This is a genomic window from Azospirillum terrae (genome assembly GCF_053470425.1).
Map to the genome: position 1 here is coordinate 1,292,233 of NZ_JBPXMR010000001.1, position 25,195 is coordinate 1,317,427.

The window sequence follows — 25,195 nt, forward strand, 5'->3', positions numbered from 1 at the left end:
CTGGGCGGGGGGAGGTTGGGAGGGGGGCCAACGCTGCGACTTAACCGATCACCACGGCACGCCGGGGAAGTTCATCTTCCCGTTGGCGGCCTCGGGCGGCCAGACCAGCACGACCTTGCCCTTCTGATGCTGACCCATGCGGTGGCTGAAGTTCGGATTGTCGCCCTTCTCGTTGAAGGTGACGCGGCCGATCAGCGTCTGCTCGTCGGTCTTGCGCAGCTCTTCGGCGACGCCGCCCTTGCCCACCGTGCCGGCCTGATCGGCGCGCAGGATCGCCTGGATCAGCAGCTTGGTCTGCACGTAGCCGAACTGGCCCAGATAGTCGGGTTCCTTGTTGAACAGCGCCTTGTAGCTCTTGGCGAACTCCTGCGCCTCGGGCTGGGTGAACTCTACCGGGTAGGGCAGCATGGAGGTGCCATAGACGTTCTCCATCAGATCGGGGAACTCCTTGGCCATCTGCGAGGTCGCCAGCGACCACACGCCGACCATAGCCTTCACATCCGGTTTCAGAACCTTGGCGGCGCGCAAGATGCCGACATAGTCGTTCTCATACCCGACCATGGCGATGACCTCGGGCCGGTCCTGGAGCTTCACCTTGTTGATCAGCGGCTTGAAGTCGCTGGTCGAGCCGTCGAACTCGTGCATGCCCACGGTCACGCCCTTGTCGGTCAGCTGCTTCTGCACCGACTTGGCGAGGTTCGACGTGGCCTCCTTGTTCAGGTAGACCACCGAGACCTTCTTGACCTTCATGTCGGTCAGCAGGCCGATCATGGCCGCCGCATAGCCCTCGGTGTTGTTGATGCGGAAGAACGTCTTGTGGCCGCGCTCGGTCAGGTCGGGCGTGACGCCACCCGACGTGACGTAGACGAGCCCCGCCTTGTTGGCGGCCTCCGACGCCGGGCCGATGATGTTGGAGCCGTAGCCGCCGGTCAGCGCCAAAACGCCCATGCCGGCCAGTTTCTCGACCGCCGCCACCGCCTTGGCCGGCGAGGTCTCGTCGTCGATGGTCTCCAGCTTGAAGCTGTGCTTGCCGGCGTAGGCCTTGTTCGCCATGTCGATGGCGACCGAGATGCCCTCGTGCATGCCCTGGCCGACGCGGGCCAGATTGCCGGACAGCGGCGATTCCTCGCCCAGCACGAAGTCCTTCGCCTGGGCGGCTCCCATGCCCAGAACCAACGCCACGGCCGCGGTCGCGGCCAACCCGGTGAGCGTGCGCATCATGTCGTCATTCCTCCCGTTTGTTCTTTAAGTTCCGCCGCCAAGCAACCCCTCCGCCATGTCCCGCAGCGAGCCCTTCTTGAGCTTCCCCGTCGGGCTGGCGGGCAGCGCCGGCACGGCAACGATGCGCGCCGGGCGCTTGTAGGGCGCCAGCCGCTCCGCCGCCCAGGCCTTCAGCTCCGCCTCGCCGGCCGTCTTGCCGGGGGCGAGTTGCACGAAGGCCACCACCTCCTCGTTGCCGGCCGCCTGGCGGCCGATCACCGCAGCCAGCGTCACCGCAGGGTGGCTGGACAGCACGCCCTCGACCTCCTCCGGGTAGACGTTGAAGCCGGAGTGGATGATGATCTCGCGGATGCGGCCGACGACGCTCAAGCAGCCGTCCGGCTCCAGCCGTGCCACGTCGCCGGTGCGCAGCCAGCCGTCCTCCGTCAGCATTTCGGCGGTCAGCTCCGGCGCCCGGTAGTAGCCGAGCATCACGTTGGGCGCCTTCACCCACAGCTCGCCAACCTCCCCCGCCGGCACGTCCCGGCCCGACGCGGCATCGACGAAACGGACCTCGACGCCCGGCAGCGGCGGCCCGATGGAGGTGTCCGTGCGCGGGCTGCCGATGCGCGTCTGCGTCACCGTGGGCGAGCACTCGGTGAGGCCGTAGCCGTTGTGCAGCACCAGCCCGAAGGTCGCCTCGACGTCCTGCTTCAGCGCCAGATCGAGCACCGACCCGCCCGACGACAGGTAACGCAGCGCGGGCGCGTTCAGTGGCTTGCCGCTCGCCCGGATGTGCTCGACCAGCTTGGCATACATGGCCGGCACCCCTTGCAGGACGGTGACTCCCTCCTCCTCCAGAGCACGGACGACGGCTTTCGGATCGAAGCGCGGCACCGTGTGCAGGCATCCCCCCGCGTACAGCGTTCCCAGACAGGTCGAGGCCACTCCGAAGACGTGGCTGATCGGCAGCACACCGTAGGTGCGGTCGGCGCTGTTCAGCCCGCGCTGACGGCCGGAGATTGCCGCCACGAACAGCAGCCCGAGGTGCGACAGCATCACGCCCTTGGGGTGCCCCGTCGTGCCCGACGTGTAGATCAGCGCGCCGACCTGCCGGGCGTTGTCCGCGAACACCGGCTCCGGTTCGGCGTCGAGCAGCGGCCCAACCGCCATCGCCGGCAACTCGGCATCGCCCAGCGGCGTCGCCCCATGCCGGGTGGCGTGCGCCGCGGCGTCCGGCGAGACGGCGTCGGTGTAGAACACCCGGCGCGGCCGGCAATGGTCGCGGATGGTGTCGATCTCGCGCTCGGAGAGCCGGGCGTTGATGATGGCCGGCCACGCGTCCAGCTCGCTCGCCGCCAGCATCAGAGTCACCAGCGCCAAGCCGTTCTCGCCGATCAGCATCACCCGGTCGCCACCGCGCACGCCCAAGCCCGCCATGCGGTCGCGCATCCGCCGCACCGCGGCACCGAGCTGCGCATAGGTCCACTCCGTGCCCCCCTCGCGCAGGGCTGGCGCGTCGGGGGTCCTGTCAGCCCAGGCCAGCGGCGGATGGCTGATCCGCCGCGGCAGCGCCGCCACGATCGCCTGTTCCTCGCTCACGTCAGGCGGCCTCACGGATCATGTTGCGGGCGATGACGAGTTGCTGGATCTGGCTGGTGCCCTCGTAGATGCGGAACAGCCGAACGTCGCGATAGAAGCGCTCCACCCCGTATTCGGCGATGTAGCCGGCGCCGCCGTGGATCTGCACCGCGCGGTCGGCGACGCGGCCGACCATCTCCGAGCAATACAGCTTGCAGCACGCCGCCTCGGTGGCGACGTCCACGCCGGCGTCCTTCTTGCGCGCCGTCTCCAGCACCATGCAGCGCCCGGCGTACGCCTCTGTCCGGCAGTCGGCGAGCATCGCCTGGACCAGTTGGAACTCGGCGATGGGCTGCCCGAACTGCTTGCGCTCCATGGCGTAGTGCAGGCTGTCCTGGATCAGCCGCTCGGACACCCCGACGCACACCGAGGCGATGTGCAGCCGGCCGCGGTCCAGCACCTTCATCGCCGTCTTGAAGCCTTGGCCCTCCTTGCCGCCGATGATGTTGGCGGCCGGCACCCGGCAATCCTCGAAGATCACGTCGGCGGTGTGCGCGCCCTTCTGCCCCATCTTCTTGTCGATCTTGCCGATGGTCAGGCCCGGCGTACCGGCCTCAACCAGGAAGGCGCTGACGCCGCGCGCACCGGGTTCGTCCGGGTTGGTGCGGGCGAAGACGGTGAACAGGCCGGCGTGCGGCGCGTTGGTGATGAAGCGCTTGGTGCCGTTCAGCACGTAATGATCGCCGTCGCGCCGGGCGCTGGTGCGCAGGCTGGCGGCGTCCGACCCGGCCTCGGGTTCGGTCAGCGCGAAGGCGCCGACGATCTCGCCGGACGCCAGCTTGGGCAGGTACGTGGCCTTCTGCTCGGGCGTGCCGTCGATGACGATGCCCTGCGAGCCGATGCCGTTGTTGGTGCCGATCAGCGAGCGGAACGCCGGCGAGGTGCGGCCCAGCTCGAAGGCGACCTGCACCTCCTCCACCATGGTCAGGCCGAGCCCGCCGTACTCCTCCGGCACCGACAGGCCGAACAGGCCAAGCTCACGCATTTCGGCGACGATCTCCCTGGGGATCGCGTCATCCTCGGCGACCTTGTGCTCCAGCGGCACCAGCCGTTCGCGCACGAAGCGTGCCACGGTGTCGAGGAGCTGTTGCAGGGTCTCGGGGTCCAAAGCCATGGAATCGTCTCCGGTTCACGCGTTGAAGAGGGCGGCGTCGATCCGGCGCACCATCGCGGCGAGCCGCGGGCCGAAATCGTCGTCCAGCCGTTTGGGATCGACCAGGAAGGCCGGGCCGCCGAGGTTGAAGGCCAGCACCGGCGAGCCGTCGTGCGGGATGAGCGGCACGCCCACCGCGTTCACCTCCGCCTTCCACGCGCCGACGGACGTGCAGTAGCCCTTGGCGCGGTACTCCTCGACGGCAGCCAGGATGCCGTCGCGCACCACCGGCCAGCGCTTGCCCTCGTGCTCCTCGATGCGGGGCATCAGCGCCGCCCGTTGCGCATCGGGCAAACCGGCGAGATAGGCGAGGCCCATAGCCGTGGTGCCCAGCTTGATGTGCGAGCCGACGTCCAGCGGCAGAATGACCGGCGAATCGCCGCGGCAGCTTTCCAGGTACACCATGCTCAGCCGGTCGCGGCTGCCGAGCGCCACCTGAAGCGCGCTGTGATCGGCCAGTTCCTGCATGAACGGCCGCGCCACCGAGCGGATGCCCAGCCCCGACAGCGCCGTATACCCCAGCGACAGCACCGGCGTGCCCAGGCGGTACTTGCCCGTCGCCCCGTCGTACACAAGGAACCCAAGCCGCGAGAGCGTGTAGCTGAGCCTGGAGATGGTCGGCTTCGGCAGGCCGGTGCGCTCCGCCAGTTCCTGGTTGCCCAGCGGCGGGTCGCCGCGGCGGAAAGCGCGCAGGACATCCAGGCCGCGGGCGAGCGCCGTCACGAACCTGGGGTCCTTTCCCTCGATCGGGGCGAGGTCGTCCACATCAGGGATCTCGTCGCGCTTTCTCATAGGTTTCGCCCGCTCCCTCCGGGCATCCGGCCGTTCGTGCGCCGGATTGTTTTCTGTTGCAGCGATCCTGCCCGCGGTTTAGGGTCATGTCAACAAGAATGAAACTCAGTTTCGTTATGCGAAATTAGAGGGAGGGAACCTTGACCGAAGTGGTGGTCGAACGCCCGCGCGACGGCGTGGCGCTGGTGCGGATCAACCGGCCGGAGGTGCGCAACGCGCTGAACGGCCGTGTCCGGCAATTACTGGCCGAGGCGTTCACGGATCTGGGCAAGGCCGCCGACGTGCGCGCCATTGTGTTGACCGGAGACGAGAACGCCTTCGCCGCCGGTGCCGACATCAAGGAGATGGCGGGCGTCGGGGCGGCGGACATGCTGCTGCGCCAGTCGCACCTGCTGTGGCAGGCCATTTCCGGCTGCCCCAAGCCGGTGATCGCCGCGGTGAACGGCTTCGCGCTGGGCGGCGGCTGCGAGCTGGCCATGCACGCCGACATCATCATCGCCGGTGAAGGCGCGCAACTCGGCCAGCCGGAGATCCGTGTCGGCGTGATGCCCGGTGCTGGCGGCACCCAACGGCTGACCCGCGCGGTCGGTAAGTTCAAGGCCATGCTAATGATCCTCACCGGCAAGCCGGTGACCGCCCGAGAGGCCGACGCCATGGGCTTGGTCAGCCTCGTCGTGCCGGACGCCGAGGTCTTGGACACCGCGCTGAAGACCGCCGAAACCATCGCCGCCATGCCGCCCATCGCGGTCATGCAGATCAAGGAGGTGCTGCTGGCCGGCATGGACGCCCCGCTCGCCACCGGGCTGATGCTGGAGCGCAAGGCCTTCCAACTGCTGTTCGACACCAGCGACCAGAAGGAAGGCATGCAGGCGTTTTTGGAGAAGCGACGACCGAAGTACGAAGGGAAATGAACTTAGAGCCCCTCTCCCGCCCCGGGAGAGGGAGGGGCCCGCTCGGCACGAGCGGGAGGGTGAGGGTCACTGCAAGGATCCTTGGCCTTACCCTCACCCGGCCGGCTGCCGCCGGCCACCCTCTCCCGGGACGGGAGAGGGTTAAGAACGAATGGGAGGATTCATGACCTTCGACCCGCAGTCCGATCAGCTCGTGATGGGCGTCGTCGGCACCGGCACCATGGGCCGGGGCATCGCGCAGATCGCCGCGGCGGCCGGCGTCTCGGTGATCCTTGCCGACGCCAAGCCGGGTGCCGCCGAGGAGGCGGTCGCCGCCATCGACGCCGCCTTCGACCGTCTCGCCGAAAAGGGCAAGCTCTCAGCGCAAGCCGCCACCGCCGCCAAGGCCCGCCTCACCCCGGTACCGCCGGACGCGCCGGACTTCGCGCAGTGCGCCCTGGTGGTCGAAGCCATCGTCGAGAACCTCGACGCCAAGCGCGCCCTGTTCGCCGGCCTGGAGGCGGTGGTCAGCGAGGCCTGCGTGCTCGCCACCAACACCTCGTCGCTGTCGGTGACCGCCATCGCCGCGGCATGCAAGCGGCCCGAGCGCATCGCCGGCTTCCACTTCTTCAATCCCGTGCCGCTGATGAAGATCGTCGAGGTGGCACCGGGCGTGCTGACCGATCCCGCGGTCACCGACGCGCTGCTGGGTCTCGGCGCCCGCATGGGCCATTTCGCGGCGCTCACCAAGGACACGCCGGGCTTCCTGGTCAACCACGCTGGCCGCGGCTACGGCACGGAATCGCTGCGCATCGTCGGTGAGGGCGTGGCGGGCTATGCCGACATCGACCGCATCCTCACCGGTGCCGCCGGCTTCCGCATGGGGCCGTTCGAGCTGCTGGACCTGATCGGCATCGACATCAGCCACGCGGTCATGGAGTCGCTGTACGCCCAATTCTATCAAGAGCCGCGCTTCCGCCCCTCGGTGCTGCCGCGTCAGCTCGTCGCCGCCAACCTGCTCGGCCGCAAGACCGGCCGCGGCTTTTACGCCTACGAGGCCGGCAGGCCCGTCCTGCCCGCCGAGGTGCCCCCGCCCGAAGCAGCCCCCATGCCCGTCTGGCTGGGCAACCGCAACCCGGAGGGTGCCGGCGTGCTGGCGAAGGCGCTGGAGGGTGTCGAGATCGACAGCGGCGACCGCCCCTCCCCCGGCTCCGCCTGCATCGTGGCGCCGCTGGGTGAGGACTGCACCACCGCGGCGCTCGCCGAGGGACTGGACCCGACACGCACCGTCGCGGTGGACACCCTGTTCGGCCTGGACAACCGGCGCACGCTGATGACCAACCCGGTCACCGATCCGGCTGTGCGCGACGCGGTGCACGCTGCACTCGGTAGAGGCGCTCCGGTCACGGTGATCCACGACAGTCCCGGCTTCGTGGCGCAGCGCGTGGTGGCGATGATCGTCAACATCGGCTGCGACATCGCCCAGCAGCGAATATCCACCCCGGCCGACATCGACCGCGCCGTGCCGCTCGGTCTCGGCTACCCGCACGGGCCGCTGGCCTTCGGCGACAGGCTCGGCCCGCGCCGCATCCTCGCCGTGCTGGAGGCGCTGCACGCCTTCACCGGCGACCCCCGTTACCGCCCCAGCCCGTGGCTCAAGCGCCGCGCGCTGCTCAACGTGCCCCTGACGACTCCCGAGGCCTGATCCCATGACCACAAAAATTGACGATGGCGCTTACATCTACGACGGACTGCGCTCCCCCTTCGGCCGGCACGCCGGCGCCCTGTCCAAAGTCCGCCCCGACGACCTGCTGGCCTCGGTGATCGCCGCAATCATGCAGCGCAGCGCCTTCAGCCCGTCCGCGGTCGAGGACATGATCTCCGGCTGCACCTGCCAGGCCGGTGAGGATTCCCGCAACGTCGCCCGCCACGCCGCCCTGCTGTCCGGCCTGCCGGTCGAGGTGGGCGGTCAGACCGTCAACCGGCTGTGCGGCAGCGGGCTTGCCGCGGTGATGGACGCGGCGCGCGCCGTGCGCGTCGGCGAGGGCGCGCTGTTCGTCGCCGGTGGCGTCGAGAGCATGACCCGCGCCCCCTTCGTGCTGGCGAAGGCGGAGAGCGCGTACTCGCGCGACGCGGCGATCTTCGACACCACCATGGGCGCGCGCTTCCCCAACCCGAAGATCACCAAGGCGTTCGGCGCGGACACCATGCCGCAGACGGCCGACAACATCGCCAAGGACCTCGGCATCGGCCGCGAGGAGAGCGACCGCTTCGCCCTGGCCTCGCAGCAAAAGTACGCCGCCGCCAAGGCCGCCGGCTTCTACGCCGAGGAGATCACCCCGATCACCCTGCCCGCCCGCGGCAAGGCGCCGCCCGTGGTGGTGGCCGAGGACGAGCACCCACGCCCGGAGACCGACGCCGCCGGCCTCGCCAAGCTGCGTCCGCTAGCTGAGGACGGCGTGGTGACGGCCGGCAACGCCTCCGGCCTCAACGACGGCGCCGTGGCGCTGATCGTCGGCAGCCGTGCGGCCGGCGAGGCCGCCGGCGTGAAGCCGCGCGGGCGCATCGTGTCCGGCGCCATCGCCGGTGTCGAGCCGCGCGTCATGGGTTTGGGGCCGGTGCCGGCCTGCCGCAAGGCGCTGGAACGCGCCGGGCTGAGTCTCCAGGACATGGACGTCATCGAGATCAACGAGGCCTTCGCCACCCAGGTGCTGGGGTGTGCCAAGCTGCTGGAGATCGCGGGCGACGACAGCCGCCTCAACCCGAACGGCGGCGCCATCGCCATCGGTCACCCGCTGGGCGCCAGCGGCGCCCGTCTGGCTCTGACGGCGTTGCGCCAACTGGAGCGCACCGGCGGGCGCTACGCGCTGGTCAGCATGTGCATCGGCATCGGCCAGGGCATCGCCGCCGTCATCGAACGGGTGTGAAGGAGCGTCATCAAACCTCCACACGACCGTCTCGGCAATTTCATGGGAGCGTTTAATTCCGGCAACCAGAGCGAGTCTATCATCCCGGCCAAGTCATTGTTTTGATTCTTAAACAAGGAAGCCGAGATGTTGATGCCGCTCCATTCCGTTCACGCGCCGCACACGGCTCCGCTGCCCGCTCCGGCCCTGCTGGACGCGGCGGCGGCTCCTTGCTGGATCGTCGACCGGGACCTGATCCTCACCTACGCCAACCCGGCCATGTGCGCGCTGCTCGGCTACCGGGACGGTGAGATGGTCGGCAGTCCGCTTCTGGCCTTCGTCGCCGACGAGAGCCTGTGCACCATCGACCGACAGGTGGCGATGCGCGACCTGACGCCGCGGCGCACCTACGACATGACGCTGGTGCGCAGCGACGGCAGCCTCGTCCACACCATCTTCAACAGCGGCACGGTGGCCAATTCGGGCGACGCCCTCATCGTGGTCACCGACATCAGCCGGCGACACACGGCGGAAGCGCTGCTGCGGAACGAGCGCGACCAGCTCACCGACACCATCGAACGCGTCAACCGCTTCCTCGACCTGCTGTGCCGCGACCTCAAGGAGCCGATGAGCGCCATCCTCGGCGTCACGCAGATGCTCCCCACCGCCGACATGGCGGGCTGTGCCGACCTGTGCGACGACGCCGGCCGGCAGGTCATGCGCATGATCGAAAACCTTGCGATGTGGTCGCGCCTGCAACTAAACCAGATGCCGATCGACCTGCGCGGCTACCGGGTCGGCGGTGTCGTGGACGATCTGATCGAGGAGATGGCCCCGTCCGCCGGCCGCCGCGCGATCACCCTGGTGAACGCGGCGAAGGACGTCCTGGCGCTGGCCGACCTCTCCGCGCTCACCGCCGCGCTGCGCCATCTGGTGGACAACGCCGTGCGTTTCTCGCCATCGGGCAGCACGGTGGTGGTGTCCAGTGCCACACTCGACGACGGCGTGGCGCTGTCCGTGCGCGACGAGGGCGTCGGCATTCCACCGGAGACGCTGCCGCAGCTGTTCCGGCTCGACCACACGCACGCTACGCCGGACCGGGACGGCCACCTCGGCAGCGGCCTGGGCCTGCTCATCGCCAAGATGCTGACCGAGCGCATGGGCGGCTCCCTGCGGCTGGAGAGCGCCCCCGGCCGCGGCACCACCGCCACCGTGCTCCTGCGCGCCGCGCGGGCATAAAGGGCACGGTCTCCCCCCAGCTCCGTTGGGGGAGAGGCCGTGGTTTGCACGCTGGTTCGAACGCTGCGCTTGCTCTTGCGAGCGATTTATTCTAGGATGACAATCCTCGTCGGAGAGCCGTGTCCGTATGGTGCCGGTCGAATGGAACACCCCCTGCACACTGTTCCATAGTGTTCCACAGCGTTCCATCCAGCGCCGCCGAAACGCCAAGGAAACCTCGCTCTCCTGCCGGAAGCGGGAGAGGGCAATCAACCCAACCGCACCACGTGCAGCTTCTCCGGGCTGCTCTTCGCGAGCGCCTTGTTGGCGGCGATGGTGGCGTTGATGGCGTCCGGCGTCAGCCCCTGCGCGCCGGCCGGCACCGCCACCGCCACACCGCTCACCGACAGCAGCGGGAACTCCCGCGCGTTGCCGTAGCGGTCGTGGGCGACCAGGACGCCGGCCCGGCGGGTCTCCGGGTCGTACAGGCTCTCGGCGTCGGAGCGGAACAGCGCCACCAGTTCGGCCAGCCGGCCGCACACCTCCACCTCGTCCAGGCCGCTCACCGCCAGGAAGAAGTCGTCGCCGCCGATGTGCCCGGCGAACGCCCCGCCCGCCCCGGCCAACGCCTTCAGGCGCTCGCTGAACATCAGAATGGCGCGGTCGCCTTGGCGGAAGCCGAAGCTGTCGTTGAACGGCTTGAAGTTGTCGAAGTCGAAATAGACCAGCACGTGCGGCCGGTCGCGGTCCTCCAGCACCGAGTCGATGTGGCGGACGATGGCCGTGTTGCCGGGCAGGCGTGTCAGCGGGTTCTGGTCGGCGGCCATGGCCAGATTGCGCTCGTGCACCAGACGGATCAGCGCGCCCGACGACAGGAAACCGGCGTACTCGCCGGCCTCGATGATGATGATGCCGTCACTCGCCTCCTCGGCCGAGAAGGCCTCGATCACCTGATTGAGCGGCGTGGCGATGTCGCACACCGGGCTGCGGATGACGAGGTCGGCGAGGTTGCCGCCCACGCCCTTGTTGCGCAGCAGTTCGCCGCCAAAGCGGGAATAGACGAAGCGCTTCAGGTCGCGCTCGCGCACCAGCCCCAGCGGACGGCGGTGATCGTCCACCACCGGAGCGATGGGCGGCGCGCCGCTGGCGCAGAAATAGTCGAGCAGCGCCGTCTTCGGCGAGACGACGGACAGCGGCGTCAGCCGCTCCATCAGTTCGTAGACGCGCTGGTGACTGGCGGCGGCGCGGCGGCGGTCAGTGCGGTTCAGCCGCTCCACCACCGGGCTGGACAGCGGCAACTCGATCATGGCCGTGCGCGGGCGGGCCATCAGATAGCCCTGCGCGAAGTCGAAACCCAAATCGCGGCAGGCGTAGAACTCGGCCTCCGTCTCCACGCCCTCGGCAATGGTCAGGATGCCCAGCGCATGCGCGTAGCTGATCAACGCGTTGGCGATGGCGCGCTTGCGCACGTCGCGGCCGATGCCGTCGATGAAGAAGCGGTCCACCTTCACGTAATCAGGCTTCGCCTCGTACAGCAGCTTGAGCCCGGCGTAACCCACGCCGAAATCGTCCAGCGCCACGCTGAGATGCGCGCGCCGGTACTGCTCGATCACCTGTTCGATGCCGACCTCGGGCTGCAACTCCTTGCGCTCGGAAATCTCGAAGCTCACGCCCAGGCCGGGAAAGCGGTCGAGCACCGGCAGCCACAGCAGCGGGCTCACCCCCACCGCGCGGGCGTCGACGTTGAGGAACAGCTTGGCGCTCAGCCAGCCGTCCAGTGCGCAATAGCTCTCGATGGCTTTGGCGTGCAGCGCCGCCTCCACCTCCACCAGCACGCCCTGCGCGCAGGCGGTGTCGAGCAGCGCGTTCGCGTCGGCGAACGGCGTGCGGTCGAGGCCGCGCATCAGCGCCTCATAGCCATAGCAACGGCCGGTGCGCATCTGCACGATGGGCTGAAAGGCATATTCGATGCCGGCCAGAGTCCCGCGCCACGCCTCTGCCACCGACGCCGCCACCGGGACGGACGGCGCGTCGCCCTCATGGTCCAGGGCGTCCAGGATCGAAAGGCCCATCGTCGGCTCCGGCGCAACTGCGGTAGCGGAAGCTATAGCAGACGCGTCTTGCGGTTTTGTGACTCGGCGCACAATGACCGGGCCGTGATGGAAACTGTCACACTGCGCGGCGCATAAGAGGGGCGACACACCCTGACCGGCGAGGACACGGCGATGCGCCAGCTCTTCTCACCCCTGACCGGCCTGCTGCGCGCGGCGCTGGCCCGGCGGCCCACCTATGCCGCGGCCGACCTCGCCCTGTTCTCCGTCGACATCCGGCTCTAAGGAGCGCGCGCCCATGCGACCGAACCCCATCAAGCTCGTGGTGCACGACGACCGGCACGCGGCCGGCCTGTTCCTGGCCAGCTTCCGCGGCATGCCGCAGGTCATCTCGGAACTGCGGCCGCTGCGCGACGCGGACTCCGCCTCGGTGCTGCTGGAGCGCTTCGCCGAGCGCTGCCTGCGCGCCGGCCACGCCTTCGAATCCGCCGACCCGCTGATCGACACCTGCCCGTCGGGCGCCGACATCGTCGAGGTTCACCTGGACCCGATGCTGCCGCACACGCCCTTCGTCCGCCTGTTCGAGGTGGACGAGCGCGGCCACCGCTGGCGCCGCCACCGCGGCACCCTGGACGGCATCGCCGGACTGCTGGCGCTGCCGCATTGACCGGAGCGCTCAGCCCTCTTCACGCACCTCGAAGCCGTGTGTGATCGCCGCCACGGCGCCCAGCATCACCGAGGCGGAACAGTACTTCTCCGCCGACAGCGCGATGGCGCGCTCGACCTTCGTTGGGTCGATGCCTCGGCCGGTCACCACGAAATGGGCGTGGATCTTGGTGAACACCTTCGGATCGGTTTCGGCGCGCTCGGCCTCCAGTTCGACCCAGCAGTCGGTCACCGTCTGGCGGCCCTTCTTCAGGATCATCATCACGTCGATGGACGAGCAGCCGCCCAGGCCCAGCAGTAGCATCTCCATGGGCCGGATGCCCAGGTCGCGGCCACCCACCGCCGGGGCAGCATCCATGACCACGGCATGCCCGCTGCCGGACTCGCCGACGAACATCATGCCGTCCACCCACCTCACGCGCGCCTTCATCCCGGCCTCCCGATTGCAACGGCCCCGACGCTAGCCGAGGCCGGTGCATCGGCGCAATGTCGGTTTTAATCTGGGGGCTTTAGTTGAACACCGCCTGATAGCGGATGGAGCCGTCCTCGTTGCGCCCGAGCGGCACCAGGAAGATCGCCAGTTCGCCCATCGCCTCGTGCTTCAACGGCATGATCTGCTGGTTGAATTGCCGGTCGGTGCTGCTGCCGTGGAAGAGCAGGGAGAACGGGTCGCGCTTTTTCATCGGATGGTCGTGCGGTATGCCCGCCTTCGCCTCCACCAGCGTGAACGTCTCCTGGAACTCGGGATGGTTCAGCGCGAAGGGCGTGCCGACGTGCGGCGTGAAGGAGTCGAGCGTCAGCGTCAGAAGATCGGTCATGCGGCGTATCCCGAGGGGGATGTTGGAATGGGGGCTAACGTTGCCATGACCGGCCGCGTCTGCAAACAGTTGAAATCGGCTGCCGGACCACAGCCGCCGCCTGCACCGCTTGCGCGGGGCCGGGAGCAGCACCATCGGGCGGCGGAACGTCAGCAAAGACGACGCCCCGCCACAGATAACTCACATCTGCAGACCGAGGCGAAGCATAATCACGGCCTGATCAAAGCTCTGGCCCACGATCTGCGAATCCTTCTGCCGGTAGGCCAGTTCGCTGGCGACATACAATTCCGGTGTGAAGGCATAGGTGGCGCGGGCACGGCCCTCGTAGGTCCAACTGCTCTGCTCAAGTCCAGAGTACTGATCATAGAAAACCCCGGCATAGCCGGTCAGCACGATGTTGCGCTCCAACTCGTGGCGCACGAGAAGCGAGAAGCCGTTGCGGACCATCGCCGAGGCGCCGGTGGTCGTCGTTTCGTTGACCGTGCGCTCCAGCGAGGGCACCACGACGGTCAGCGTCGACGGCGTCCAGTTGAAGGTCGCTCGAAAGGACAGTCCCTGCGGATCCGAGAGCCGAGGGTCCCGATAGTCCTGCTGCAGATAGCCGACCAGGAAGTCACCGCGGATCAACTGGCTGACGTCGACACCCACACCCGTCTCGATGCGGTAGCCGTGGCTGCTGCGCTCGAAGCCCCGGCGGTCGAAACGGTCGTCGTAACGGCGGGAGTTGATGCTCGCCTCGGTGATCGCCGCGTACCCTGGGATGAACTCGTATCCGCCGCGCACCCTGGCCTCGCTCTCCCAGCGGTCGCGATCCTGGTTGCTGATCGTCGTGCCGGCGCTCGTCTCCACGCTGTTGAAGACCCGACGGTTCAGGCCGACGTCGCCGCCGACGGTAAAGCGTCCGAACTGGTGCTTGACGCCAAACCGATTGATGGCGCCGCGGGTCTGCGCCGGCTCCAGGCCGCGCGTGTCGTCGGGGCTGCCGCGGTCCTCGTGCTGGGAGAACAACCGCACGTAACCGTTGGCTTGCGTTTCGGTCGAGAAGTCGTACCGCCCATCGGCCTCGGCCTGCAGGTCGAGGCGGTTATCGTGGGTGTATTTCCGGTGCAGGTACTGCTCAGCCTGAACAACCACGTTCAGCGCGTGCTCCCGGAAACGGGAGCGCAGCTTCAATTCGGGCCGGATGGCGGTGATGAACTCGGACTTCTTGTCGTTTTCCGTGGCGTAGAAGTTGGTGTTGTACATCTCGTCGACGTCTATCTTGGGCAGCAGCAGGAACTCCCCAAGCTCGATACCTTTGGGCTGGTACGAGTCGTGGACGCGCGTCGAGTCGTCCGTCTGCTCCGGGGCCGCGGCCCCCGGAGTGGTCGTCTCCGTGGTGATCTTTGCACCGGTGCGGGGCACCGGCCGAGGCGATGCCGTCTGCGCCAACGCGTCGTGCGGAGCGGCGGCTTCCGCCACGAAATACATACCCGCGCCCACGCTCAACACCTGCAGCACGGCCCCGAGTGCTGCGCCCAAGCGGTTCGTGATTACGACAGTGGAAGTTCCGGGGGCATCCTGCACGTTCGACATCGCGGGTAATCGGCCCAAACGGTTGAAGACAGCATGCCTCATACCATTACAATCGGCCTAGAACCAGCGAGCAATGACCTTTGAGCGATTCAACCGTCCATACGTGCCCTAACCGACACAATCCGGGCGATTCCAGGCCTTCGGCTGCGGCCCATTCGGGGTCGCCCCTGGCCGATTGAAAGACATGCCCGTGACAAAGCTCCGACATCCGGGGCTATCTGTAATTCGAGCTAATTCCACTGTTGCGAGCACGCACGAAAGTGATTTAAGTGGGCGCAAATCCGTGGGCCGGTTCTAATGCCATCGGGGCAATCCGAGCCGTTGCACTAGACCCTGGTGGGAGTGTTTCATCCATGCCGTCACATCGCATTGGCCGCATCGTCCGCTCATCCGTCAGCGCTGCCGCGGTCGCGGTGCTTCTGCTGACCGGGTGCGGCAACACTGTCAGCTTCCCGTCAGTGGACGCGCCGATGAAAACGATCAACCCCACCGACACCTATCGGCTGGAGCCGGGGAACCGGGTGCGCGTCACCGTTTTCAACGAAACGAACCTGTCCGGCGACTTCATCATCGATCCGGCAGGCAACGTCGCGCTGCCCCTGATGGGAAACATCCCGGCCAGCGGCATCACCGCGAAAGCGCTGACCCAGAGAATCGAGGAGGCGCTGAAGAAGGAGGCCTATCTGCGCGAGCCGCGAGTCGCGGTGGAGGTGCAGACCTTCCGGCCCTTCTATGTCCTGGGCGAGGTGCGTCAGCCCGGCGAGTTTCCTTACATGACTGGGATGACCGTCCTCAGCGCCATCGCCAAGGCCGGCGGATACGATTACCGGGCACGCGAGGGCGAGGTGGTGCTGGTGCGCCAGCAGGACGAGGAACAGAAGGAATACCGCGCGAACGAGCGCACGCCGATCCTTCCCGGCGACATCGTCCGTGTGACGCAGCGGCGGTTCTAACCTCTCGATGCCGAAGGCGCTCGATGCCATCCATCAAGCGCCTTCGGTTCAAACCCAACAGCTCAATGCACCGTTCTCGCCCTTTGCCTGTGGCAATGGGCTGTCGCCAGTGGGAGGGTGATACGGCTGGCCGGTCATGGAAGCATCCATGCGCCGGCCGTATCAGCGGCGGGCCTGCAGGATGCGCACTCTGTCGCCCTGCAGGGCCACGGCGGTCAGCACCCCCGTGGCGTAGGCTCCGGTATCAATACCGATGCGATTCGGTAGGACCTGCGGCGCGTCCACCAGCGTATGGCCGTGAACGATCACCTTCTCATGCCGGTCCGGCCAGTCGAGGAAGGGCTGACGGATCCACAGCAGATCCTCGGCCGTCTGCATCGCGAGCGGCCGGCCAGGCCGTATCCCTGCGTGCACGAAAGCATAGTCGCCATAGACCACGCAGGTCTCCAGCGCCTCCAGGAAGCGCCGGTGTTCAGCCGGCAACCGTGCGGCCAGCCCCTCGCACAACGCGGCGTCGCGATCCGCCTCACGCACGCCGAGTTGACTCGGCACCTTGTAACTGGTCAGTGTCATGGCGCCGCCGTACGCCAGCCAATCCGCCCCCTCGCGCGGTGCATCAAGGAAGCGCAGCATCGCCTGTTCGTGGTTGCCGAGCAGGAAGTGGACGGTGAAGCCGGGCAGCGGCTCCCCGCACAGTCGGTCGAGCACGCCGCGGCTGTCCGGCCCCCGATCCACATAGTCGCCGAGGAACACAATGACCGGGGAGAGGCCAGCACCATTCTCCGCTCTGTCGTCGCGGATCCGGGCCAGCAATTTGTCCAACGCGCCATTCTCGCCGTGGATGTCGCCGACGGCATAGACGATCAGCCCGTCGGGAACCCGGGCCGGAACAGCCGGGGCAGCGTCGCCACGCAGGGACTGGGACAGGCGCCGGAAAACGGAAACCAGACGCCGCGTCATGACAACACTACGAACATGGGTGCACCGGGGAAATGGGTGCCCAATGTGCCCAGCTTCCTGCACCCCGGCCAGAGGAATATGCAAACGCGTGCCCGGAACTCCCAGGCACGTCGCTTCCCATCCGGCGATCAGCCAGGGCTGGCCGTCAGCGTCTTGTCCTGGACCGTCGGCAGCACGACTTCCGGCTTATTGTTCGGGTTGGTCTGCTGGTTGGTCTGCGGATTGTTCTGTGGGTTGGCTGCCGCTACCTCTGGCCCCCCAGCCTGCTTGGCCTTATCCCCGGCATCCTTGGCCGCCGCTGGATTGTTCTGCACCACCACCGGATTGTTGGCTGCGTCGGACACGCCAGTGGCGATGGACCTAACCGTATCCCCACCAATCTTCTGCGCCTCCGGCGTGATGATGATACGCGCCGCGATGGTGACCGTTTCCAGGCTCTTCTCCGGAGCGCTGCTGAGCACAGGCGTAGATTTCACCGCCTGCACGGCGGCGCTGGCCACCTGCAGTGCCGCCGCTGGGGCATCCTTCAGAACCTTTTCGGCCGTGGCGACAGCCTGCGCCGCGATGCTGGCCGTGAACGACGGGTTTTTGGTGGAGCTAGCGACCTGCACCGCCGCCGCCGCCAGTTCCGCGGTTTGCTCCGGCGCGACGCGCTGCGCGGTGGGGTTGATGAAGATGCGCGCGGCCGTGGTCACCACGTCCTGCGTCTGCTGCGGGGAGCCGGACTGCACGGATTCGCTCCGCACCGTCTCCACCGCCACCCTGGCTATGGCGATGGCTGCCTGCGGGTTGGTTGCGAGCATGCTTTCCGCCGCCCGGACCGTCTGGTCCGCAAGCGCAGCGGCGCGTTGCGAGTTGCCGCCGCTGAGAGTGGCGATCGCCTGGGTCACCGCCTGCGCGTTGCCGGATTGAATGGCTGCCTGCAAAGCAGGCGGCAGGGTCCCTGCCCCTTGGGCGGCGGCGTTGCCCTGCGGCCGGTTCTGGGCCAACGCGGGCAACGCCGAAATGCCCACCAGCAGTACCATCGCCGTTGCAACGGCAATCCGATTGCGCATGACCATACGCTGCTCCCAAATCTGCTCTGCGACGCGCGCCGGCCAAAGCCGTTGCCGGATAATACCACGAAAGATGCCTATCGCAATTGCCTGCTTCGCCTTTGCGTGTGCCGATTGGCGGGGTTGTGACGCATCGGTTGAACCGGGAACCGTATCATGGCCTCGCCTTGTCGTTTTCGGCGCGCCGGTTCACCCGCATGGTCAAGTCCGCAGCGGCCTCGGGATGCCCGGCCAGCGCATGCTGTGCGATGGCGATGGCATTGAAGCGGTGGATCAGCTCCGACAGGCCGCTTGGCCCCCAGGCCCAGTGCACCGCGAGTTGCCGACCGAAGGCATCGCGCGCGTCGAGGTCCATGTAAGGCCAAAGGGCCAGGCCGCTCTGCTCGCGCTGGAACATCAGTTCCGGATCGAAGAGGCCGGTGACCACCGACAGGCGCCACGCCCGCGCCGCTTCGAGCAGACGGTTGCGCCGGTGCTCCACGTGGGCCAGCAGAAGCCAGCTCCGGGAATCGCCGGGAGCCAGCGCCAAGCCAGCCATCAGCGAGCGTGCCGCCCGATCGAACACCCCGCGGTCGAGCGTTCCGGCAAGGGCCAGCCAAGCCCGGCCGGCGCTGTCGTAAGTCCGGGCCGCGGTGCCGTGGGTCGCCGCAAACTCCATCACCTCAGCGGTGTGGCGCAGGTCAGGAGGAGCGACGGGGCGCCCGGCTTCGGCCTCGCGCAGCGGCCGCTCCGCCAGCAGAAGCGCCACCTCGGCGGACAGGCGCGGGCCGGCGAGCACCAGCAGCGCAATCCCGAGCAGCATGGACAACACGCTGGCACCGGCTCCGCGCCGCCCTCGGGCGGCAGTGGGGTCAGTCCGCATAGTAATTTCGGTAGCGGCCATAGTAGTACCCGATGTCGCCATAGCCGTAGCGTGCGTGCTTGCGGACATCGACACGTGTGAGCAGGGTGCCCACCACGTTCACCTTGGCATCGAGCAGACCGCGCACCGCCGCAGCAACGACGTTCCGCGGGGTCTTGTCCCAGCGGACACAGAACACCGTCTGCTCCGCCATGCGAGCCAGCACATAGGCATCGGCCAGCGGCATGGTCGGCGGGCTGTCGATGATCACCAGATCATAACGCTCGCGCAGGGCCTCGATCATTTCCGGCAGGCGGTTCGACGCCACCAAGTCGAGTTCCTGCGTCTTGACCGGCCGGCCAAGCACCACGTCCAGCGAGGTGCGCGGGTCACGGCGGATCACCTCGTCCAGCGACGCCTGTCCGGTCAGCACATCGACGATGGTGCGCTCCGGCGCGATGCCCAGCAGGCCGCCCTGGGTGGCGCGGCGAAGGTCGGCGTCCACGAGCACGACGCGCATGGACAGGTTGGCCGCCGTCCTGGCCAACGACAGCGCAGTAAGGCTCTTGCCCTCCTCCGGTACCGAGGAAGTCACCATGATGACGTGCGGACTCTCGGCGGGCGAGGCGTGCTTCAGCGCGAACCAGATGATTCGGAACGCCTCCGCGAACGCCGAGGCCGGGTGCTCAAGCAGGTAGTTCTCCACCCGTTTTCCGGCGCCACGGATCTGCGGGATCATGCCAATGGACGCGACGCCGGTCATCTCCTCGGACTGTTCACGGCTGCGAACCGTGTTGTCGAGATGCTCCAGCATGACCACCAGCACCATTCCGGCGCACAGCCCCAGGATGGCGGCACCGAAGATCAGCAGACCGCTGCGCGGGTACGACGGGCTGTTCGGCGCCTCGGCGTAGGACACGATGCGGACGTCGGCCTGCTGGATCTGCTCCTGCTCGCCGGTTTCCTTGAAGCGGGACAGGAAGGCTTCGTACAGCGCCTTGTTCGCCTGCGCCTCGCGCTCCAATTCGTGCAACTGCACTTCGGCCTTGTTCTGCTCCATGACCGAGCCTTCGAGCTGGCGCACTTGGCTGGCCGTCCCCGCCTCACGCTCCTTGAGCACGGCGAGTTCGCTGCGCAGTGCCTGCGCGGCACGGTCCATCTCGCCGGCGATCTTGCCACGGAGATCCGACAGCTCCGCCCGGACCTTCACCATCTGCGGGTGGCGCGGGGCATAGCGCAGCTCCAGTTCGGACGCCTCACGCGACAGCATCGCCTCCTGCTCGCGCAGGCGTTGGATCAGCGGCGAGTCCAGCATCTCGTCGGCACCGTCACCGCCACGGCCAGACCGCACCAGCGCCTCCACGCGTGCGACGCGCGCCTCCACCTCGGCCCGCTTCGCCTGAGCGGTGATGAGTTGGGTGTTCAGTTCGGTCAGCTTCTGCTGGCTGGGCAGCTGCCCCTTGTTCTGGATCAGGCCATTCGAGTTGCGGTAGGCCGCAACGGTGCGTTCGGACGCCACGACGTTCTGCCGCAGCGTTTCCAGGCGCGTGTTGAGCCATGTGCTGGCGCGACGGACGGCGTCGAACTTGGTCTCGAGCTGCTCCGTCATGTAGGCGTCGGCGAAAGCGTTGGCAATCTGCGCCGCCTTGGCCGGATCGGTCGAGTTGAACGTCAGCCTCAGCACCAGCGACTGCGGCACGGGGCTGACGGACAGCCGTCCGATAAGCGCGTCAACGACCCCGGCGCGCATCTTCCGTTCCTGCGTCTGCGGGTCGGGCGGCGGCGGGGCCGGCTCGTCCCGGATGAGCTTGCGTGCTTCGAGCAACAGCGCGAACACCGACGCGAGCGGGCTGTACCCATCCTCCTTGCGCAGGGACGGGTTGAACTCCTGGTCGTTGTAAAGGTCGAGCTTGTCGGCGACGCGTTGCGCGATAACCCGCGACCGCACGACTTCCACCTCGGTGAAGACGGTCACCAGATGCGGCTGCATCTGGGAGAGCACCTCCTTGAAGTCTATCACGCGAGAGCGCCGGGTATCGATGGCCACCGTGGCGCTGGCCGAGTAGACGGGCGTGATGCGGGACAGCACTACCCAGGTGACCGTGACCGCCAGCACCAGACAAGCTACCAGGAAGAACCGTCGCCGCCACAGCGTCCGCAGCATGTTGGCGATGTTGACGTCGAGATTCGCCCGGGCCTGTGCCGGCTGGCTGGGGAGCATATTGGCGGCACGCACGATGTGATTCATGATCGACCCGACTGAATGGAACGGTGACGGAGCCCGGCCACCGGGAACCCGCCTGGATGCACGACGCTCATCACCAGGCCCCCTTCCCCCGCAGCACCGCAACCACCGTGCAGGCCAGGATGTGGATGTCAAGCCATATGGACCAGTTTCGAACATAGTAGGTGTCGAGCCGCTGCTGCTCCGCCAGCGGACGGGAACTGCGCCCGGCGACCTGCCAGAGGCCGGTCAGGCCGGGGCGCACGCTCTGGCGCAGCCGGTTCGCCGCGGGGTCGAGCACCGCCAGATGGTAGCTTGGCAACGGCCGGGGTCCGACCAGGCTCATGTCGCCACGGATGACGTTCCACAGCTGCGGCAGTTCGTCAACACTGAAGCGCCTAATGAGGCGGCCGACGAACGGAATGACCCGCGGATCCGCCCGAAGCTTCATATGATTTTTCCATTCAACTTCCGCGCTCGGCAGGCTCGCGAACAGCTCCGCCAGACGCTCGGTGGCGTCCGGCACCATGGTCCGCAGCTTCCACATGCGAAATGGGCGTCCGTCCAGGCCGGTGCGGGTCTGGACGAAGAACGCCGGGCCCGGCGAGGCCACCACCACCACCAGCGCGAACACCGCGAGGATGGGCAACGCCGGCACCAGCGCCACGCACGAAAGCACGACGTCCATCGCCCGCTTCACGATCCGGTTGAAGGGGGCCAGCAGGTTGCGCCGCGTCTCCAGACCGAGGTAGGTGCCGAGGTCGCGGACGGAGACCCAGAGGCTCTGCACGTTGCTGACATCGGGCACCAGCATGACGCGGCGGTAGGGAAGCTCGTCGGCCAGCGCCAGCGCCGGCGAGCCGGTTCGCGGCAGCACCAGAAGCGCCACTTCGATGTCGGCCGGAGGCAACTTGCCCGGTACCGGCCAGTCGCCCTCCAGCACCGGAACCCAGCCCAATTGGTGATTCTCCCGCAACGCCTCGATGACCGCTGCGCGACGGTCGGCGGCCCCCCAGACCGCGACGGGCGCTCCCCACCGTTTCAGGCGAATGAGCAGCCGGCGCGCGACGACATCCCACACCGGGCTCACCACCAGCGCGATCATCGCCGAAGACAGAAGGATGCCGCGCGACCATTTCCCGTCCTGCGCCAAGTAGTCGAAGAGGACCATGGCCCCGAAGGACAATCCGGTGACAATGGTGCGGGACCGCAGGCGCTCAACCTCCGTCTGCCCGTAGCCCGGGTACAATCCGGCCATGCAGTAGCCGAGCGGCAGCAGGAACACCGCCGCATGGACGCCCAGGAAGATGCTGGGTCCGATCCCGATCGGGAACCAGGAGCTTGCGAGAATGCGCAGAAGCGTGCCGAAGGCGATCGACAGTTCCAGCACCAGGATGTCCCCCGCGACCAGAACCGCGGTGGCGAGAACCTTATTGGATTGCACAGGCGCCAGGAACCGTTCCCCCGGCGCCTCGGCCTCACGGCCCGGCACGTCGTGCATTGTGCAATCGGCCTGCGTGTTCATGCTGCTTTCGGTTAGTCTGGGGAGCGCTATAGTCGTAAGAAGGGCTCAGCAGCATTCTAGCTACACTAGTTAAAAAATGACTTCACTTCCTTTTTCACCCGATACGGGTGCCGCCGGCCCCGACGCGACTGTCGACCTGCTGCTTGCGTCGGCCCGGCGGACACCGGACGAGGCCGGCGCGCGAAGCGCCGTCGAGCGTGGGGTCGATTGGGACAGGTTCATCGAGATGGCGGTCGGGCACAGGATCGTGCTTCCTGTCCATCGCGCCATGAACGCCCTCCCCCTCCCCGAGATCGCCCGCACCCACATCGGCGCAGCGGCGCGGCGCGCCAGCCTGCGGGCCCTCGCGGCCACGACCGAGGCGACCCGCACAGTGCGGGCACTGGAGGGGGCGGGCGTTCCGGCACTGCTCGTCAAGGGGCCCGTTGAAGCGGTGGCATCCTGGGGGAATCCCGCCGGCCGCGAGGCCAGCGACGTGGACCTCTATGTCCAGCCCTCCGACGCTCCGAGGGCAGCACGGGTGCTGGAAGGGCTTGGGCTGCGCCCCATGACGCCGGCGGCAGCACCGTTTCTCGGCTCCGGCTGGCTGCAATTGGCGGAACTGGCGTTCGTAGCGCCGGCCCGTGGCACCATGATCGACCTGCATTGGGAATTCACCTCGCCGCGGATGCTGTTCCCGGTCGCCGTGGCGCAGGCCATGACCGGCTCGGTCACTGTCGACCTTGCCGGGACACCGGTTCGAACGCTGCCGGACGCGGAGACCTTCCTGTATCTGTGCGTGCATGGATCGAGCCATGGATGGTCCCGGCTGAGTTGGCTATGCGACGTGGCTGAACGACTGCGCAGCGGCCGCGACGGCGGCTCGCGGACGACCGTCCTGGCGCAGCAGTGGGATCTCGTCCGGCCGCTTGCCGTGGGCTGCCGCTTGGCCGCCGGTCTGCTGAACGCACCGCTGCCGGAATGGTGTCCGCCGCCCGACCGCACAGTGCGGCGCTTGGCTGCGCTGTGGGCCGGAGGCCTGATCGGCTTGCCGGACGCCGACGCCCTGGCCGGGCGGCGGCCGACCTCGGCCAAGCTTCCCACGGATTTGGCGCTGCTGACCCGGCCGGCCGGCAAGGCGGCGCTGCTGGCGGCCCTGCTGCGACCGAGAGAGGCCGACGTGGAGGAGGCTCCGGGTGCATCCATGCCGGCCATACTACTTCGCCGCTTCATCCGCCTTTTCCGCCACGGTCAGCGCCGACACCGCCGTTGAGGGGAGCGAGACGCCTAACACCGGCAGTTCGCGGCACAGCTATGGTCCCTTGCCAACACAACCACTTTGTTCTATTCGCCGGTGACGGTGTAACGGCGGGCGGCGACCGGCAATGCTTCGGCGATTCCATTTCTGGTGCCTGCTCATCGTCGTCACGCTGGCCCCCCTGCCGCTAGGCACCAACCGTCCCTGGAGTTGGACCCTGCTGGCCACGCTGGTCGGCCTGCTGTGCTTGACGTGGCCGCTCGCCCTGTGGCGTGACAAAGGGACCCGCACCGTAGCGCCGGGGCGCATCCTGGTGCCCTCTCTGCTGTTTGCGGCCGCCCTGGCCTGGGCAATGGTACAGAGTGTACCGGGCGTGCCGGACCAGCTCTGGCATCCCCTGTGGAGAGACGCCGCGGCAGCGCTCGCCCCCGATGTGCAGACGGCCGGGCGCATCGGCCTCGACGAGCGAGCCGCACTGGACGGCGTCATGCGGCTGCTGTGCTATGGCGGCGTGTTCTGGCTGGCGCTGCTGCACACCCGCTCATCCCGCCGCGCGCACCACTTCGTGGAAGGCCTCGCCATCGCCGGCGGACTCTACGCGGTGTACGGGCTGCTGCTTCATGTCTCCGGGAGCGAAACCATCCTGTGGATGGAGAAGTGGGCCTATCGCGGTGACGTCACCGCCACGTTCGTCAACCGCAACACGTTCGCGACCTACGCCGGCCTTGCCCTGCTGTGCGCCGTCGCTGCGGCCGCCCACCGGATGGGGGCCGGGCCCATCCGGCTGGTGACGCTGCTGCGGCATGTGCGGCGGCCCACAATCGTCTTCCCGGCGGCGGCGCTGGTCCTCGCGGCGGCGTTGCTCGGCACCGGCTCGCGGGCCGGCGTGGCCGCTGCCGCCTCGGGCCTTGGGGTCCTGGTCGCCGGCCTTTTGGTGGCCAGCCGGCCGCAGCCACGGACAGGGGTGGCCCTCGTCACCGCCGGTGTGGGGGTAGTGACGCTCGCCGGCTTCGTTACGTTGCTGTGGCTGAGGCGCGACGCCATGCCGGACCTGCCGGACCGGCTGCGAATCTATGCCATGGCACTGGACGCCATCGCCGGGAGGCCGTGGCTGGGCTCCGGTTTGGGCAGCTTCCCGGCGGTCTTCGCCATGGAGCGGCCGCTCGGCTTGATGCAGGTTTGGGATCAGGCGCACAACACCTATCTGGAACTGGCGCTGGAGTTGGGCATTCCGGCTGCAGCCGCTCTCATTCTTGCGGTGCTGTGGCTGGCCGGCCTGTGCGTGCGTGGTATCCTGGTGCGGCACACCGACCGCGTCTATCCCGCCCTGGGGCTGGCGGCCACAGTTTTGGTGGGGATGCACGCGATGCTGGATTACAGCATGCAAGTCCCAGCGGTGGCAGTGACCTGGGCGGCCATAGTCGGTGCCGGCGTCGCACAATCCTGGAGTTCGCGAGCCTGACGGCGGCGGTGAAACTCTGTGGCGGCGG

General features: G+C 67.8%; 21 protein-coding genes. 8 read left to right on the top strand and 13 right to left on the bottom strand.

Annotated elements, in window-relative coordinates; translation table 11 throughout:
• Positions 1–48 precede the first annotated feature (48 nt).
• From ACSVDD_RS06230 to ACSVDD_RS06245, 4 genes are read right to left on the bottom strand one after another with little or no spacing between them, the layout of a single operon-like run.
• On the bottom strand, positions 49–1,221 hold the full coding sequence (locus ACSVDD_RS06230) for an ABC transporter substrate-binding protein (RefSeq protein WP_448188422.1): 1,173 nt from the start codon (positions 1,219–1,221) through the stop codon (positions 49–51).
• A 24-nt stretch (positions 1,222–1,245) separates the two neighbouring features.
• The gene (locus tag ACSVDD_RS06235; protein WP_448188423.1) at positions 1,246–2,802 is read right to left on the bottom strand and encodes a class I adenylate-forming enzyme family protein; all 1,557 of its coding nucleotides are present in this window, start codon (positions 2,800–2,802) and stop codon (positions 1,246–1,248) included.
• Between the two features lies 1 nt (position 2,803).
• Complete coding sequence (locus tag ACSVDD_RS06240) at positions 2,804–3,955, bottom strand: acyl-CoA dehydrogenase family protein (RefSeq protein ID WP_448188424.1); 1,152 nt, start codon at positions 3,953–3,955, stop codon at positions 2,804–2,806.
• 15 nt (positions 3,956–3,970) lie between these two features.
• Positions 3,971–4,786 (bottom strand): IclR family transcriptional regulator, encoded by an 816-nt coding sequence (locus ACSVDD_RS06245; protein ID WP_448188425.1) that lies wholly within the window; start codon positions 4,784–4,786, stop codon positions 3,971–3,973.
• 149 nt (positions 4,787–4,935) lie between these two features.
• Here ACSVDD_RS06245 and ACSVDD_RS06250 point away from each other — a divergent pair, with 149 nt between their 5' ends.
• The 4 genes from ACSVDD_RS06250 to ACSVDD_RS06265 all read left to right on the top strand — a co-directional run bounded on the left by ACSVDD_RS06250 (position 4,936) and on the right by ACSVDD_RS06265 (position 9,821).
• Positions 4,936–5,697 carry an enoyl-CoA hydratase gene (locus tag ACSVDD_RS06250; RefSeq protein ID WP_448188519.1) on the top strand — a complete coding sequence of 254 codons (762 nt, stop codon included), beginning with the start codon at positions 4,936–4,938 and terminating at the stop codon, positions 5,695–5,697.
• Between the two features lie 163 nt (positions 5,698–5,860).
• Positions 5,861–7,381, top strand: a complete 1,521-nt coding sequence (locus ACSVDD_RS06255) for a 3-hydroxyacyl-CoA dehydrogenase (RefSeq protein WP_448188426.1) — start codon at positions 5,861–5,863, stop codon at positions 7,379–7,381.
• A gap of 4 nt (positions 7,382–7,385) precedes the next feature.
• Positions 7,386–8,603 carry a 3-oxoadipyl-CoA thiolase gene (locus tag ACSVDD_RS06260; RefSeq protein ID WP_448188427.1) on the top strand — a complete coding sequence of 406 codons (1,218 nt, stop codon included), beginning with the start codon at positions 7,386–7,388 and terminating at the stop codon, positions 8,601–8,603.
• Positions 8,604–8,729: 126 nt separating this feature from the next.
• Positions 8,730–9,821, top strand: a complete 1,092-nt coding sequence (locus tag ACSVDD_RS06265; protein ID WP_448188428.1) for a PAS domain-containing sensor histidine kinase — start codon at positions 8,730–8,732, stop codon at positions 9,819–9,821.
• 248 nt (positions 9,822–10,069) lie between these two features.
• Here the strand turns inward: ACSVDD_RS06265 and ACSVDD_RS06270 are convergent, their stop codons facing one another.
• Positions 10,070–11,872 (bottom strand): EAL domain-containing protein, encoded by a 1,803-nt coding sequence (locus ACSVDD_RS06270; RefSeq protein ID WP_448188429.1) that lies wholly within the window; start codon positions 11,870–11,872, stop codon positions 10,070–10,072.
• A gap of 277 nt (positions 11,873–12,149) precedes the next feature.
• Between ACSVDD_RS06270 and ACSVDD_RS06275 the strand changes: the two genes are divergently transcribed.
• A complete protein-coding gene (locus ACSVDD_RS06275; RefSeq protein ID WP_448188430.1) occupies positions 12,150–12,518 on the top strand; it encodes a hypothetical protein in 369 nt (122 codons plus the stop codon).
• 9 nt (positions 12,519–12,527) lie between these two features.
• On the opposite strand, the gene ACSVDD_RS06280 is transcribed toward ACSVDD_RS06275, so the two are convergent.
• The 3 genes from ACSVDD_RS06280 to ACSVDD_RS06290 form a co-directional block, all read right to left on the bottom strand.
• Positions 12,528–12,947 carry an OsmC family protein gene (locus ACSVDD_RS06280; RefSeq protein WP_448188431.1) on the bottom strand — a complete coding sequence of 140 codons (420 nt, stop codon included), beginning with the start codon at positions 12,945–12,947 and terminating at the stop codon, positions 12,528–12,530.
• 79 nt (positions 12,948–13,026) lie between these two features.
• Positions 13,027–13,335, bottom strand: coding sequence for a DUF6916 family protein (locus ACSVDD_RS06285; protein WP_448188432.1), 309 nt, complete (start codon positions 13,333–13,335; stop codon positions 13,027–13,029).
• Positions 13,336–13,515: 180 nt separating this feature from the next.
• Positions 13,516–14,910: an outer membrane beta-barrel protein gene (locus ACSVDD_RS06290; protein ID WP_448188433.1), complete on the bottom strand. Its 1,395-nt coding sequence runs from the start codon at positions 14,908–14,910 to the stop codon at positions 13,516–13,518.
• A 353-nt stretch (positions 14,911–15,263) separates the two neighbouring features.
• Between ACSVDD_RS06290 and ACSVDD_RS06295 the strand changes: the two genes are divergently transcribed.
• Positions 15,264–15,863 (top strand): polysaccharide biosynthesis/export family protein, encoded by a 600-nt coding sequence (locus tag ACSVDD_RS06295; protein ID WP_448188434.1) that lies wholly within the window; start codon positions 15,264–15,266, stop codon positions 15,861–15,863.
• Positions 15,864–16,025: 162 nt separating this feature from the next.
• Here ACSVDD_RS06295 and ACSVDD_RS06300 read toward each other — a convergent pair whose 3' ends face one another.
• The 5 genes from ACSVDD_RS06300 to ACSVDD_RS06320 all read right to left on the bottom strand — a co-directional run bounded on the left by ACSVDD_RS06300 (position 16,026) and on the right by ACSVDD_RS06320 (position 22,468).
• Positions 16,026–16,823: a metallophosphoesterase family protein gene (locus ACSVDD_RS06300; protein WP_448188435.1), complete on the bottom strand. Its 798-nt coding sequence runs from the start codon at positions 16,821–16,823 to the stop codon at positions 16,026–16,028.
• A 128-nt stretch (positions 16,824–16,951) separates the two neighbouring features.
• Positions 16,952–17,884 (bottom strand): hypothetical protein, encoded by a 933-nt coding sequence (locus ACSVDD_RS06305; RefSeq protein ID WP_448188436.1) that lies wholly within the window; start codon positions 17,882–17,884, stop codon positions 16,952–16,954.
• Positions 17,885–18,032: 148 nt separating this feature from the next.
• Positions 18,033–18,680 carry a hypothetical protein gene (locus ACSVDD_RS06310; protein ID WP_448188437.1) on the bottom strand — a complete coding sequence of 216 codons (648 nt, stop codon included), beginning with the start codon at positions 18,678–18,680 and terminating at the stop codon, positions 18,033–18,035.
• A gap of 49 nt (positions 18,681–18,729) precedes the next feature.
• Entirely contained in the window at positions 18,730–20,967 is a 2,238-nt protein-coding gene (locus ACSVDD_RS06315) for a GumC family protein (protein ID WP_448188438.1), read from the bottom strand.
• Between the two features lie 70 nt (positions 20,968–21,037).
• Complete coding sequence (locus ACSVDD_RS06320; protein ID WP_448188439.1) at positions 21,038–22,468, bottom strand: exopolysaccharide biosynthesis polyprenyl glycosylphosphotransferase; 1,431 nt, start codon at positions 22,466–22,468, stop codon at positions 21,038–21,040.
• Between the two features lie 76 nt (positions 22,469–22,544).
• Here ACSVDD_RS06320 and ACSVDD_RS06325 point away from each other — a divergent pair, with 76 nt between their 5' ends.
• Entirely contained in the window at positions 22,545–23,720 is a 1,176-nt protein-coding gene (locus ACSVDD_RS06325) for a nucleotidyltransferase domain-containing protein (RefSeq protein ID WP_448188440.1), read from the top strand.
• A gap of 112 nt (positions 23,721–23,832) precedes the next feature.
• Positions 23,833–25,167 (top strand): O-antigen ligase family protein, encoded by a 1,335-nt coding sequence (locus tag ACSVDD_RS06330; protein ID WP_448188441.1) that lies wholly within the window; start codon positions 23,833–23,835, stop codon positions 25,165–25,167.
• Positions 25,168–25,195: the final 28 nt, after the last annotated feature.